Here is a 13,592-nt window from a genome sequence, read left to right as displayed (position 1 = left end):
CGAATTTAATCCCGTCTATAAAATAAAAAAGCCCTGATTACTCAGAGCTTTTTATCTTGGATAAGTTTCCTAATCAACTAATATTTTTGATTAGTTAGTTATAGTTATTGTGGTTTGCGACACAGTGTTTAGCTTAGTGACCACCAGAGATAACTGGAGCGACGACTTCACCAGTGCGTTGAATGATCCAACCAGCATCGTAGAACCATGCTGTCATTGGCTCTACGATGAACACAATGCTTGCTAGGCCAACCAGTGCCAATACGATGGTGTATGGCAGCGCCATGATAACCATGCGACCGTAAGACAATCGAATTAACGGAGCAAGTGCTGATGTTAATAGGAATAGGAATGCAGCTTGGCCATTTGGTGTAGCAACAGAAGGTAGGTTAGTACCAGTGTTGATAGCAACAGCAAGTAGGTCAAACTGGTCACGAGTGATAATGCCTTCAACCAGTGCAGTTTTCACTTCGTTGATGTAAACCGTACCTACGAATACGTTATCTGAAACCATCGACAAGATACCGTTGGCAACATAGAAGAGTGCGAGCTGTGCGCCTTTATCTTCAACGTGAAGTACAGCATCGATTACTGGCTTAAATAGAGCTTGGTCGATGATTACAGCAACAACCGCGAAAAAGACGGCAAGAAGTGCGGTAAATGGCAGTGCTTCTTCAAAGGCTTTACCCATTGAGTGCTCTTCGATAACGCCAGTAAATGCCGTTGCCAAGATGATCACTGAAAGGCCAATCAAACCTACTTCAGCGACGTGAAGCGCAAGGCCAACAATCAGCCAAACTGCGATTGCACTCTGAACCCATAGTTTTGCTACGTCTTGCTTTGTACGGTTTGCACGTTCTTTGTTGTCAAACTCAACTAAGATTTGGCGAACATTCGTTGGCAGTTCTGCACCGTAACCAAACACTTTGAATTTTTCGACAAGTGTGCAAGTTAGAATACCGCAGAAGAAAACAGGCAGTGTTACTGGCAGCATACGGATGATAAATTCACCGAACTCCCAACCCGCTTGCTTAGCAATTACTAAGTTTTGTGGTTCACCTACCATGGTCATTACGCCACCCAGTGCAGTACCAACACCGGCGTGCATAAGTAGTGAGCGTAGGAAAGCACGGTAGTTTTCTAGGTCATCACGAGTTAGCTCAGAGATCTCTTCATCATGAGTATGATCGTGCGCAGATGTTGTGCCTTTGCCCGATGCAACTTTGTGGTAGATAGAGTAGAAGCCGACCGCAACGCTAATAACTACGGCGATTACTGTTAGTGCATCTAGGAATGCTGATAAGAAAGCGGCAGCAACACAGAAGGCAACGGAGAGTAAAATTTTAGATTGGATGCCAAGCAAGATCTTCGTGAAAATGAACAGAAGTAGTTCTTTCATGAAGTAGATACCAGCAACCATGAATACAAGTAAGAGTAATACTGGAAGGTTTGCTTGTAGCTCGTGATAAACCATTTCTGGTTTGGTCATGCCAATGGCGACGGCTTGAATTGCCAATAAGCCACCCGGTTGAAGAGGGTAGCACTTTAGAGCCATAGCTAGAGTGAAAATAAACTCAACCACCAACAGCCAGCCCGCAACAAATGGGTCAACTAGGAAGAAAACAAACGGGTTGATGATTAAAAAGGAAATGATGGCAAGTTTATACCAATCAGGAGCTTTACCAAGGAAGTTCTTGATAAAAGCGTTTCCGAGAGACATCGGCATGTTAATACTCTTTTATGTTGATTATGAATAGACAAGCAATACAACATTTTGAGAATCGAGTTATAGAAATTGTTAAAAACTATAACTAACAGTGACTTAGAAAAACTACATTCCATGTAATGTTCTGTGGTCTTGCCAAGTCACTCCCTTAGAAACTCAAGCACTGCTTATTTTTGAGCGCAACTTTACTCTTAGATAACATTTAGTCAACAGGAAAAGCCCTGTAGCCCTAAAAATACCTCTTTTTTGTTGAGAAACGCGATCAAAGTAGCGCAAGCATACCACTTAAAATGTGATAAAAACCGACTAGAATCAATATTTCAGCGAAATGATTGAAAGTTACAGAATAACGACGGCTTATATATGATTATTACAACTTAATATTGCAAATTAATCGCTTTAAAAATATGACCAATCCCATTGATTTTAAAGAAAAATTGTTGTGTTAACGGTTTGTTTAAATGGTGGTTTAGAGTCGCTTGCTTTACAAACCTGAGGTGCAAACGTGTGCTGAACTTTAGAGTTATAACTCTAACGGTGTTTAGGGTGAGTAAAATTTTTGAGGGTGTTTCCGCTAGGTGTGAACTAGTGGTATGATGAGTAAATTAGAACAGAATAATTAAATTGGATTGAAGTGTAGATGGTCATTAAGGCGAAGAGCCCGGCAGGATTTGCAGAGAAGTATATCATTGAAAGTATTTGGAATGGCCGTTTCCCTCCAGGTTCTATCTTGCCCGCAGAGCGTGAGCTTTCTGAGCTGATTGGTGTTACACGTACTACGCTTCGTGAAGTACTACAACGTCTTGCTCGTGATGGTTGGTTGACAATCCAACATGGCAAACCAACTAAAGTTAACCAGTTTATGGAAACCTCAGGTCTTCATATCCTTGATACGCTAATGACGTTGGACGTTGATAACGCAAGCAAAATGGTAGAAGACCTGCTTGCTGCTCGTACTAATATCAGCCCGATCTTTATGCGTTATGCATTCAAAGCAAACAAAGAAGCTTCAGAGCGTACTATCAGTAACGTGATTGAATCTTGTGAAGCGCTACTTGCGGCACCAACTTGGGATGAGTTCCTAGAATCGTCGCCATACGCTGACAAGATCAAACAAGCGGTAAAAGAAGATTCAGAAAAAGATGAAGCGAAACGTCAGACGATCTTAATCGCGAAGACTTTCAACTTCTATGATTACATGCTTTTCCAACGTTTGGCATTCCACTCAGGCAACCAGATTTACGGCCTGATCTTTAACGGTGTGCGTAAATTTTATGACCGTATCGGTAGCTACTACTTCTCTAACCCAGAAGCACGACGTTTAGCGATGGACTTTTATAAAGAGTTGTTCATTATCTGTGAAAGTGGCGAGCGCGAAACTTTGCCATTAGTGATTCGTAACTACGGTATCGCAAGTGCACAAGTTTGGAATGAAATGAAAACGACATTGCCGACGAACTTCACTGAAGACGACAGCTAAGCCATAGGTTTACTATTGTTGTTCCTGTTTAGTCAGTGACGTAAAGAAAACGAAAAAGCGGCGAGATAATTCAATTATCTCGCCGCTTTTTATTTATCTGTCGTTACTAGAAAATTATCAGTGGGTCAGTTACTTACCTATGACGAGTAATTTATCTATGTGTAGCAACTTAAAATTTATCTAGGAGTAGTAACTTAACCCGTAAATTCTTCTGAGTCTGGACGGTTGGTAAATTGCACACCATTTAGAAAATCGCAAAGTAGTTGGTCTTCACACACTTTGTAGTTTTTGTTTTCTGGCTTGCGGAAGTAAGCGCCGATTTCGTACTTGCTCAAGCTAATGCCAACCACTTCTAGTACGTCCAAAACATCTTCTGCTTTCATGTTCAATGCGATACGAAGCTTCATGAAGATCATGTTGTTCGTCAGTGCAACTTCAGGTTTAGGTTGCTCGCCTTCTTTTTTGCCACGCTTAAGGTTGATGAAACCATTTAGGAATACCGCTAACTCTTTATCTTTCATCTTAGAGCATGACTTGTCGTTGTCATCTTTTAGCCAGTTAATCACTTGGTCATGAGCAACAGTCACATCAGCTTGTTCGATAGCTTTGATGATTTGTGCATTTTTAAGGTTTAGTGCGTGTTGAATACGACGCAAGATTTCGTTGTTAGTCACTGGGGATTCCTAAAAAGGGTTTTAGAGTAAAGAGGTGTTGGTTTAGCCTATTTTTGTCGACGAACCAATTTCTACTCTACATAGCATAGTTGACGGCGACTCTAACAGAGAACGCTAATTTTCGGTAGATATAAAAAATCCCCAATGCTGATTAACTCTTTCAAGTCAAAAATGCATTAGGGATTTAGTGATGGGTGCTTGTTATCTGACTGGAGTCAGAATTACATTACACGCATACCAGGTTGAGCACCTTCGTGTGGCTCAAGGATCCATAGGTCGCTGCCGCCAGGGCCCGCTGCTAGGATCATGCCTTCAGACATACCAAACTTCATCTTACGAGGTTTTAGGTTTGCTACCATTACAGTTAGCTTGCCTTCTAGCTCTTCAGGTTTGTATGCTGATTTGATACCAGAGAATACTTGGCGAGTCTCACCACCGATGTCTAGTTGGAACTTCAGTAGTTTGTTCGCTTTTGGTACTTCTTCACAAGAGATGATACGAGCGATACGCATGTCTACTGCTGCAAAGGCATCGAACTCAATCTCGTCTGCGATTGGCTCTTTGTCTAGCTCAGTTTGGCTTGCTTGCTCTTTTTCAGCTTCTGCTTTTTCTTTCGCTGCTGCTTCAGCGGCTGCATCTTCTTTAGAAGACTCAACCATTGCTTCCACTTTCTTAGGGTCAATGCGGTTGAATAGCGCTTTGAACTTAGTGATCTCGTGATCAGTTAGCGGAGTAGCAATCGCTTCCCACGTTAGCTCTTCGTTTAGGAAAGCTTCAGTGCGAGCTGCAAGCTCTGGCATCACTGGTTTCAGGTAAGCCATCAGTACGCGGAATAGGTTAATACCTACAGAAGAAACTTGCTGAAGCTCAGCTTCTTTGCCTTCTTCTTTAGCAAGAACCCAAGGTGCTTTTTCGTCGATGTACTGGTTAGCTTTATCCGCTAGTGCAGTGATTTCACGGATAGCACGGCTGAATTCACGAGTTTCGTATAGCTCACCGATACGCTCAGCAGCAGCAACGAATTCGTTGTATAGCTCAGGCTCTGCAAATTCAGCAGCTAGCTTGCCTTCAAAACGCTTAGTAATGAAGCCAGCGTTACGAGAAGCTAGGTTAACAATCTTGTTTACTACGTCAGCGTTTACACGTTGAGTGAAGTCTTCAAGGTTAAGATCTAAGTCATCGATGCGGCTGTTTAGTTTCGCAGCGTAGTAGTAACGTAGACACTCAGGGTCTAGGTGGTTTAGGTACGTGCTTGCTTTGATGAATGTGCCTTTCGACTTAGACATCTTCGCACCGTTCACTGTTACGTAGCCGTGTACGAATACGTTGTTTGGCTTACGGAAACCTGCGCCGTCTAGCATTGCTGGCCAGAATAGGCTGTGGAAGTAAACAATGTCTTTACCGATGAAGTGGTAAAGCTCAGTTGTGCTGTCTTTCTTCCAGTATTCATCGAAGTTTAGATCGTCACGTTTGTCACATAGGTTCTTGAAAGAAGCCATGTAGCCAACAGGTGCGTCTAGCCATACGTAGAAGAACTTGTCTTTTTCGCCTGGGATTTCAAAGCCGAAGTAAGGTGCATCACGTGAGATATCCCACTGTTGCAGACCAGACTCAAACCATTCCTGCATTTTGTTTGCAGTTTCATTCTGTAGAGAGCCAGAACGAGTCCACTCTTTAAGCATGCTTTCGAACTGAGGTAGGTCGAAGAAGAAGTGCTCAGAGTCTTTCATTACTGGAGTTGCGCCAGAAACCGCTGATTTAGGGTTAATTAGCTCAGTTGGGCTGTATGTCTCACCACAGTTATCACAGTTATCACCATACTGGTCTTCTGACTTACACTTAGGGCAAGTACCTTTTACGAAGCGGTCTGGTAGGAACATCTCTTTCTCAGGATCGAAAAGCTGAGAAATAGTGCGGCTAGAAATGAAGCCGTTCTTTTTAAGTTCTAAGTAGATGTGAGAAGCCAGTTCACGGTTCTCTTCGCTGTGTGTGCTGTGGTAGTTATCAAAGCTGATATCAAAGCCAGCGAAGTCTTTTTGGTGCTCTTCACTAACAGCAGCGATCATCTCTTCTGGCGTGATACCCATCTGTTGAGCTTTAAGCATAATTGGCGTGCCGTGAGCATCGTCAGCACAGATGAAGTTTACAGTGTTGCCACGTAGACGCTGGTATCGAACCCAGATATCAGCTTGGATATGCTCAAGCATATGGCCAAGGTGAATAGAGCCGTTAGCGTACGGAAGCGCACAAGTTACCAAAAGTTGTCTTGGATCAGTTGCCATACTTAATAATTCGCTTTTTTGATAGGTATAAATTTGAGAGGTAATACTACTTTATAACGTGTGATACGCCAAGGTATCAGACTAAGGATTCCCCTAGTTTTTTAGGGGTTCAGTCTTCATCTCGTGGGTGATAGCATAAATAAAAAAAGGAGTCCCAATGCGTAACTTTACTTCTAAGCAAGATTTCTGTTCATGGTTGAATGAGTTCGAGTCACCAATCCTCATCCCAGAGTGGGCGCTACACCAAAATATTGTATCGGTTGATCCGCGTGGATCATTTGTTATCACCTTACCTTTTGCCGCTAATCAGCTTGCGGTTGAATTGGAACAGTGGATTCACTCTCAGATTGAACAACAGCTTGTTAGCGCTTTTCAGTTTGAAGTGAAGGTGAAGCCGTCTGCGTTAGAAACCACGGTTGCGACACCATTGAAGGGGGTGAAGAACATCATCGCCGTGACATCTGCAAAGGGTGGGGTGGGTAAATCGACCACTTCAGTCAACCTTGCTTTGGCTTTATCTAAGTCTGGTTCAAAAGTGGGTTTGTTGGATGCGGATATCTATGGTCCTTCTGTACCTATGATGCTTGGCCAATTAGATGCGAAACCAGAAGTCCAGAATAACAAGTGGATGATGCCAATCGAAGCGCACGGTATTTTCACTCACTCTATCGGTTATCTTGTGTCGAAAGATGACGCTGCGATTTGGCGCGGTCCAATGGCGGCCAAGGCTTTAGGTCAGCTTGTTAACGAAACCGTATGGCCAGAGTTGGATTATCTAGTTATTGATATGCCACCGGGCACGGGCGATATTCAGCTGACGTTATCGCAACAGATCCCAGTGACCGGGGCTGTAGTGGTGACCACTCCTCAAGATTTGGCGCTAGCGGATGCACGTAAAGGCGTAGCGATGTTTGATAAGGTGAGTGTGCCAGTCGCAGGCTTAGTTGAAAACATGAGCTATCATATTTGTAGTCACTGTGGTGAGAAAGAGCATATCTTTGGTGTTGGTGGTGCCGAAGCTATGTCAGAAGAGTTTTACCTCGATATTTTGGCACAGATCCCTCTTCATATTGATGTGCGAGAAGATATCGATGCAGGTTGCCCGACGGTGATTCGTCGTCCAGATAGTGAACATACACGTCACTACTTAGAGCTTGCAGAGAATGTGGCTGCGAAGATGTTCTGGACCGGCAAGGCGAGACCAGAAGCGATTAACTTCTCTATGGTTGAATAACGAATCTATGGTTGAATAGCGCAAGTTAATCACAAAGTCGTTTAAATATAGTTTGGATTAGATAAACAGCGGTGGATTTAAGTCAATATCCATTGGGCTTGTGCAAATAGTTGTAGGCAAGTTATTTGAAAGCAAACGATTGCATTCATTAAATGCATTGATATCATCAATTTGACTGCAATTAGCTAAAATGGCGACTAGAATCTATGTGCTTTAGCCCCTATAATCAGGCGGTTTATCTCTTCCCACCACCAAACCATATCGGGTGCAAAATTAATGTCTGATAATAATCAATGTGTCATCGTAGGTATCGCTGGCGCTTCAGCTTCAGGAAAAAGTCTGATTGCTAGTACAATTTATAATGAATTGCGCGAAAAAGTAGGCGACCATCAAATTGGTGTTATCACGGAAGATTGCTATTACAGCGACCAAAGCCACTTGAGTATGGAAGAGCGTGTTAAAACTAACTACGATCACCCAAATGCACTAGATCATGATCTTTTATGTGAACATCTACAGCAGCTAATGAGTGGCAACGCCGTAGAAGTTCCTGAATACAGCTACACAGAGCACACACGTACTTCTGAAACGACTACACTTACTCCAAAGAAAGTGATCATTTTAGAGGGTATTCTGCTTCTAACAGACCCGCGTCTTCGTAAACTAATGCACGCAAGTGTGTTTATGGATACACCATTAGACATCTGTCTATTACGCCGTGTTAAGCGTGATGTAGAAGAGCGTGGTCGTACAATGGACACTGTACTTAAGCAATACCAAGAAACAGTACGTCCAATGTTCATGCAGTTTATCGAGCCTTCAAAACAACATGCAGACATCATCGTTCCTCGTGGTGGTAAAAACCGTATTGCGATTGATGTGCTAAAAGCGCACATTGCGAAGTTGTTGAAGTCTTAATCGAATAAAATTTTGCCTAAGTGACTCACTTAGCTTTATTTTTTACCGAATCAGTGGCACTTTTATAGTGCCACTTTCTTTTGGAATCTAAGCAAGGAATATGCGGATGAAGAAACTACTCATTTTCATAGCTGTACCAGTGTTTGTTGTCGTTGCAGCAATTCTGGCACTAGTGCTGTTAGTGAATCCCAACCAATTTAAGCCATTAATTGTCGAACAAGCCCAAAAACACACAGGCCTAGAGCTAGTGATCGAGGGTGATATCAGCTGGCAATTCTTCCCATCCATTGGCTTTGAACTTGGTCAAACTGAATTACGCAACCCTGAAGGTTTTACGCAACCTAACCTATTTAAGGTTGATACCGTTGGCGTTGACGTTTCGGTTACTCCGCTATTTAGCAACCAACTAGAGATCGGCAACATTACTCTAGATGGTGCAGAATTCTATTTAGAAACGCTTAAAGATGGTCGCAAGAACATTGATGCACTAACGCAAGCGTCAGCGCCTCAAGAATCTGAGCCTGCAGCAGGCACAAGTTCTGAATCAGCGCCTGCCCCTCAAGAGCAAACTACCACAGACGCATCGGGTTGGACGATCAACCTTGCAGGCGTAACTGTATCAAACGCATTGTTTGAAATGGACGACAAGCAAGCGGGTTCATTCACTAAGCTATACGATGTGTCTTTGAATCTTTCTGAGTTTGCCGTTGATACATGGACAACCGCGACATTTGCGGCTTCTGGTGAGAACAATCAACAGAAGTTCTCTGCACAAGGCAGTGCAGAATTCAAATTAGCTGAAGGCTTTGCAAGTTACGCACTTCGTAATATCGACTTAAACGCTAAGTTCAATGATCCAGCGACGTCGATTGAGTCAGCAAAAATTGGCTTGAATACGTTTGAGTTCGATAAGGTAAACCAACTGACTTACGCTGTAATCGGTAATGCAGCTGGCCTTGACCTTGATCTTAAAGGTGGCGGTGAACTTACTGTTGATAGCGCGATTTCAAAAGTAACGCTGAACAAGTTAACGTTAGACTCAACATTCAAAGGCGACACGCTTCCTCAGTCTCCAATGAAAGTCGACATGCTGTCTGACTTAAGCTTCGATCTTAACAAGAGCCACCTGAGCTTTGTGTTAGAGAAGCTACAAGCTAACGCTATTGCATTAGACGGTAAAGCAGACGTAATCCTATCTGAAATACCAAAGGTTCGTTTCTCTCTTCATAGCCCGAATATTGATTTAGATGAATTCTTAGGCTTAGGCAATACAACAGAAACAGCGAGCACAGCGCCTTCTGGTTCTGCTGGTGGTTCAACGTCAAGTTCTGGTAGTTCAGAACCAGCTAAAGAAGTGGAACCTGATCTGTCGGCTCTGAAAACGTTAGACGTGAAAGGTGACATCACGATTGATAAGTTCAAGGCGAACAACGCGAAGATGCAGAATGTTAAAACCGCATTTTCGGTTAACCGTGGTATCGCAGAGCTAACCTCATTCACCTCGAATCTTTACCAAGGTTCTATTTCTGCTACTGCAAAGTTAGACGCTCGTAAAACACCAGCGACTTACACGGCTAAGAAGAAAATCAAAGGCGTGAAAGTACAACCGTTACTGGTTGATGTTGCAGATAACGATATGCTGGAAGGTACCGGTAATATTGATGTCAACGTGAAAGGTAAGAGTCTAACTCCGACGGGTATCAAGAAAAACCTAGTCGGTACTATCGCGATTAACTTTGAAGATGGTGCAGTTAACGGCATCAACGTAGCTCAACTGATTCGAGAAAACTACGCTAAGATCAAGGGCGAGAAAGTTGAAAGCACAAATGAAGCTCAAAAAACGGACTTCAGTGCAATGAAAGCGACGCTGAAAGTGGATAAAGGTTGGGTTTCAACTAACGACTTATCAGCACAGTCGCCACTGTTACGTGTGACAGGTCAAGGTAAAGCAAACTTCATCAATGAAACGGTCGACTTCCTTGTGCGTACATCAATTGTGGGTTCACTTGAAGGTCAGGGCGGTAAGAGCATCGACGACCTGAAAGATGTGACTATCCCAATTAAGGTAACAGGTCAGTGGGCAGCCCCGAAATTTGCACTTGTTTTTGATGATGTATTGAAACAGAAAGCACAGAAAGAAATTGATCGTGGTTTAGAAAAGTTAGACGAAAAGTACGGTGACAAGATCAAAGATGAGAAAACAAGAGACGCAGTAAACGGTCTACTAAAAGGTTTGTTTAACTAGTCTTCATCTCATTTAAAAATGAACAAAGCGCCACTCCTGTTGTAGGAATGGCGCTTTTTATTTTTGGCTCGATAATACTCAAGAGAGATTCCCTATGACACTCGTCCCTCGCTCTAGGGAATGACGATAGGCCGTCGTCCTTTGTTCAAGAGCGTAACGGCCTAGTGGTCGTCATCCTCGAGAGGGAAGAATGACCGAGTCGGGGATCTCTGGTTGAAGGTGATTACCAGTCAACGCCTTGTAGCGCTTTAACACCAGATTCAAAAGCGTGTTTCACATTGCGAACTTCAGATACTGTATCTGCTATCTCAGTAAGAGTACGGTGCGCGCCACGACCTGTAATGATGACAGACTGCATCTTCGGGCGGTTATTCAACGCCTCAACCACTTCATCGAGTTCGATGTAACCGTAGCTAACCATGTAAGTCAGTTCATCAAACAGAATCACATCGATCGACTCATCAGCCAGCATGCGTTGGCACTCTTTCCATACACGCTGCGCAGCTTCAATATCTTGCGCTTTGTTCTGAGTTTCCCAAGTAAAGCCTGTGCCCATGACTTGGAACTCGACATCAAGCTTTTGCAGAACGTTTTTTTCGCCGTTATCCCAGGTACCTTTAACAAACTGAGCAACGGCGCATTTCTTACCATGACCAACTGCACGTGTAATCGTACCAAAACCGGATGTTGATTTACCTTTACCGTTACCCGTGATGACCAGCAATAGGCCTTTTACTTCTTGTGCTGCAGCGACACGTGCATCGACTTGTTCTTTTACTTTCTGTTGTCTTGCTTTGTGGCGTTGTTCTTTGTTGTCTTCAGTCGACATAACAAATCCTTTTAAGTTGTGATTGCGTCTATCATAGCCTAACTTAACGATAGCAAAAACCATCGGAAGAACAGGTGATTAGGGATGAAAAAGATACTCGTAGTTTGTATGGGGAATATTTGCCGCTCGCCAACAGGTGAAGCGGTGCTAAGGAAGAAAGCGCAACAGCTGGATATTGATGTTGTGGTCGACTCTGCGGGGACGATTGGTTTTCATCAAGGCAACCCGCCAGACTCGCGATCCAAATCTGCAGGAGAGAAGCGAGGCTACAGCTTTAAGGGGATTACTTCTCGTAAAGTGGTAGATAATGACTTCGAAGAATTTGACCTGATACTCGCGGCCGATAGGGCGAATTTAGACGACTTAATGAGTCAATGCCCAGTTCACCTCCAATACAAGCTCGCATTATTTTTGAGTTTTGGAGAGTCACAATATCAAGAGATCCCCGATCCGTATTATGGTGAGGGAAATGGTTTTGAATTGGTGTTGGATTTAATCGAAGAGTCTAGCGAAGCGATACTGCGTTCGATGTAGTGTAGGAACAATGTACGTCGTTTTGTTATCAGCGTAAGGGCTGACCGATAGGTATAAAAAAGGCCGACATTGAATGTCGGCGTCTCTAAATCTAACTTAAAGCTACAGCTAAGATTACTTAGACATTACTTTGTAGATTGGGTCTTCTGCAACGTTCGCTTCAACTAAGCTACCTGCTTTGTGCAGCATAGCAACACAGTCTTGGCTTAGGTGGCGAAGGTGAAGTGTTTTACCTAGCGCCGCGTAACGGTCAGCAATCGTGTCGATCGCTTCAATTGCAGAGTGGTCAGTCACGCGTGAGTTTGCGAAATCAACGATTACATCTTGTGGATCGTTGTATGCGTCAAACAACTCTAGGAAGTTAGCCGTTGAACCAAAGAAGATTGGGCCGTTAACTTTGTACTCTTTTGAGCCTTCAGCGTTTACTGATGTATCTGCGTAGATGTGTTTAGCATGTTGCCAAGCAAACATTAGCGCAGAAGCGACAACACCAACACCTACTGCCACAGCAAGATCAGTCAGTACTGTTACTACGGTAACAAGAACGATAACGAAGAAGTCTTGTTTAGGAACGCGACGCGCAAGCTTGAAGGTTGCCCATTCAAATGTGCCGATAACAACCATGAACATTACGCCCACAAGTGCTGCTAGAGGAATCATTTCAATCAGTGCAGAACCGAACAGGATGAACATCAGTAGTGCAACTGCGGCGACGATACCTGAAAGACGACCACGACCACCTGAGTTTACGTTGATCATCGATTGACCGATCATCGCACAACCACCCATCGCACCGAATACAGAACACGTTACGTTAGCCATACCTTGACCAACACATTCACGGTTAGATTGACCACGAGTGTTTGTCATTTCATCTAGTACTGTCAGTGTCAGTAGAGACTCGATCAGGCCGATAGCCGCAAGGATAATTGCGTACGGTAGGATGATCTGTAGTGTCTCAAAAGAAAACGGAACAGCAGGAATAGAGAACGTTGGTAGAGAACCCGCTAGCGTTGCAGCTTCGTCACCAGACATTGTACGTAGGAAGTCGACAACAGTTCGAGTTTCAAGGTCAAGACCCACAACCAAAGCCGTTACTGTAACAATAGCAACTAATGAAGATGGTACTGCTGTTGTTAGCTTAGGTAGGAAGTGGATGATAGCCATTGTAAGGGCTACTAGACCTAGCATTAGTGTCATTTGACCGCTTGGTAACCAAGTCAACGCACCTGTTACGTCTGGCGCTTTAAATTGACCAAGTTGAGCTAGGAAGATAACAATGGCCAAGCCGTTCACGAAACCAATCATTACTGGGTGTGGAACGATACGGATAAATTTACCTAGTTTAAATACACCTGCTGCAATTTGCAGAAGGCCAGCCAGCATAACGGCTGCGAATAGGTATTGAACACCATGGGTTGCCACTAGGCTCACCATTACAACGGCCATTGCACCGGTTGCGCCAGAAATCATACCTGGACGGCCGCCAAAGACAGAAGTGATTAAACCTACGATGAATGCTGCATAAAGACCAACCATTGGGTCAACGCCAGCAACAAAGGCGAATGCTACAGCTTCAGGTACCAGAGCCAGGGCTACTGTAAGACCTGAAAGCACGTCATTCTTTACAGAGTGCTTTGAAAATTGTGGGAATTCGAACATGTTTGCTC

At 43.7% G+C, this 13,592-nt stretch carries 10 protein-coding genes; 5 read left to right on the top strand and 5 right to left on the bottom strand.

From position 1 onward, the window contains the following. Positions 1–133: 133 nt before the first annotated feature. On the bottom strand, positions 134–1,726 hold the full coding sequence (nhaB, locus tag AB4263_RS06075; RefSeq protein ID WP_372097879.1) for a Na(+)/H(+) antiporter NhaB: 1,593 nt from the start codon (positions 1,724–1,726) through the stop codon (positions 134–136). A 640-nt stretch (positions 1,727–2,366) separates the two neighbouring features. Here nhaB and fadR point away from each other — a divergent pair. After that, the gene (gene fadR / locus AB4263_RS06070) at positions 2,367–3,206 is read left to right on the top strand and encodes a fatty acid metabolism transcriptional regulator FadR (RefSeq protein WP_372097877.1); all 840 of its coding nucleotides are present in this window, start codon (positions 2,367–2,369) and stop codon (positions 3,204–3,206) included. A gap of 194 nt (positions 3,207–3,400) precedes the next feature. On the opposite strand, the gene AB4263_RS06065 is transcribed toward fadR, so the two are convergent. Next, on the bottom strand, positions 3,401–3,880 hold the full coding sequence (locus AB4263_RS06065; RefSeq protein ID WP_016783812.1) for a DUF1456 family protein: 480 nt from the start codon (positions 3,878–3,880) through the stop codon (positions 3,401–3,403). A gap of 221 nt (positions 3,881–4,101) precedes the next feature. After that, positions 4,102–6,162: a methionine--tRNA ligase gene (metG, locus tag AB4263_RS06060; protein WP_017062160.1), complete on the bottom strand. Its 2,061-nt coding sequence runs from the start codon at positions 6,160–6,162 to the stop codon at positions 4,102–4,104. 157 nt (positions 6,163–6,319) lie between these two features. Between metG and apbC the strand changes: the two genes are divergently transcribed. The 3 genes from apbC (at position 6,320) to AB4263_RS06045 (ending at position 10,559) form a co-directional block, all read left to right on the top strand. Beyond that, positions 6,320–7,396, top strand: coding sequence for an iron-sulfur cluster carrier protein ApbC (gene apbC, locus AB4263_RS06055; RefSeq protein ID WP_017063474.1), 1,077 nt, complete (start codon positions 6,320–6,322; stop codon positions 7,394–7,396). Between the two features lie 276 nt (positions 7,397–7,672). Next, complete coding sequence (gene udk / locus AB4263_RS06050; protein ID WP_004734002.1) at positions 7,673–8,314, top strand: uridine kinase; 642 nt, start codon at positions 7,673–7,675, stop codon at positions 8,312–8,314. A 106-nt stretch (positions 8,315–8,420) separates the two neighbouring features. Beyond that, positions 8,421–10,559: an AsmA family protein gene (locus tag AB4263_RS06045; RefSeq protein WP_372097875.1), complete on the top strand. Its 2,139-nt coding sequence runs from the start codon at positions 8,421–8,423 to the stop codon at positions 10,557–10,559. Positions 10,560–10,782: 223 nt separating this feature from the next. On the opposite strand, the gene cobO is transcribed toward AB4263_RS06045, so the two are convergent. Then, positions 10,783–11,388 (bottom strand): cob(I)yrinic acid a,c-diamide adenosyltransferase, encoded by a 606-nt coding sequence (cobO, locus tag AB4263_RS06040; RefSeq protein ID WP_017062158.1) that lies wholly within the window; start codon positions 11,386–11,388, stop codon positions 10,783–10,785. Positions 11,389–11,472: 84 nt separating this feature from the next. Between cobO and AB4263_RS06035 the strand changes: the two genes are divergently transcribed. Continuing rightward, positions 11,473–11,922, top strand: coding sequence for a low molecular weight protein-tyrosine-phosphatase (locus tag AB4263_RS06035; RefSeq protein WP_017067202.1), 450 nt, complete (start codon positions 11,473–11,475; stop codon positions 11,920–11,922). Positions 11,923–12,036: 114 nt separating this feature from the next. Here AB4263_RS06035 and AB4263_RS06030 read toward each other — a convergent pair whose 3' ends face one another. Continuing rightward, on the bottom strand, positions 12,037–13,584 hold the full coding sequence (locus AB4263_RS06030) for a SulP family inorganic anion transporter (RefSeq protein ID WP_017063477.1): 1,548 nt from the start codon (positions 13,582–13,584) through the stop codon (positions 12,037–12,039). Between the last annotated feature and the right edge of the window lie 8 nt (positions 13,585–13,592).

Origin of the sequence: Vibrio sp. 10N.261.55.C5, assembly GCF_041470505.1 — a bacterium.
Classification (GTDB): domain Bacteria; phylum Pseudomonadota; class Gammaproteobacteria; order Enterobacterales; family Vibrionaceae; genus Vibrio; species Vibrio crassostreae_C.
This window is presented reverse-complemented; position numbering and strand designations above follow the sequence as displayed.

What these genes read in the sequence shown, in the direction of transcription:
- nhaB (WP_372097879.1), bottom strand. Translation starts at nt 1,726, where the DNA reads ATGCCGATGTCTCTCGGAAACGCTTTTATCAAGAACTTCCTTGGTAAA.
- fadR (WP_372097877.1), top strand. Translation starts at nt 2,367, where the DNA reads ATGGTCATTAAGGCGAAGAGCCCGGCAGGATTTGCAGAGAAGTATATC.
- metG (WP_017062160.1), bottom strand. Translation starts at nt 6,162, where the DNA reads ATGGCAACTGATCCAAGACAACTTTTGGTAACTTGTGCGCTTCCGTAC.
- apbC (WP_017063474.1), top strand. Translation starts at nt 6,320, where the DNA reads ATGCGTAACTTTACTTCTAAGCAAGATTTCTGTTCATGGTTGAATGAG.
- udk (WP_004734002.1), top strand. Translation starts at nt 7,673, where the DNA reads ATGTCTGATAATAATCAATGTGTCATCGTAGGTATCGCTGGCGCTTCA.
- AB4263_RS06045 (WP_372097875.1), top strand. Translation starts at nt 8,421, where the DNA reads ATGAAGAAACTACTCATTTTCATAGCTGTACCAGTGTTTGTTGTCGTT.
- cobO (WP_017062158.1), bottom strand. Translation starts at nt 11,388, where the DNA reads ATGTCGACTGAAGACAACAAAGAACAACGCCACAAAGCAAGACAACAG.
- AB4263_RS06035 (WP_017067202.1), top strand. Translation starts at nt 11,473, where the DNA reads ATGAAAAAGATACTCGTAGTTTGTATGGGGAATATTTGCCGCTCGCCA.
- AB4263_RS06030 (WP_017063477.1), bottom strand. Translation starts at nt 13,584, where the DNA reads ATGTTCGAATTCCCACAATTTTCAAAGCACTCTGTAAAGAATGACGTG.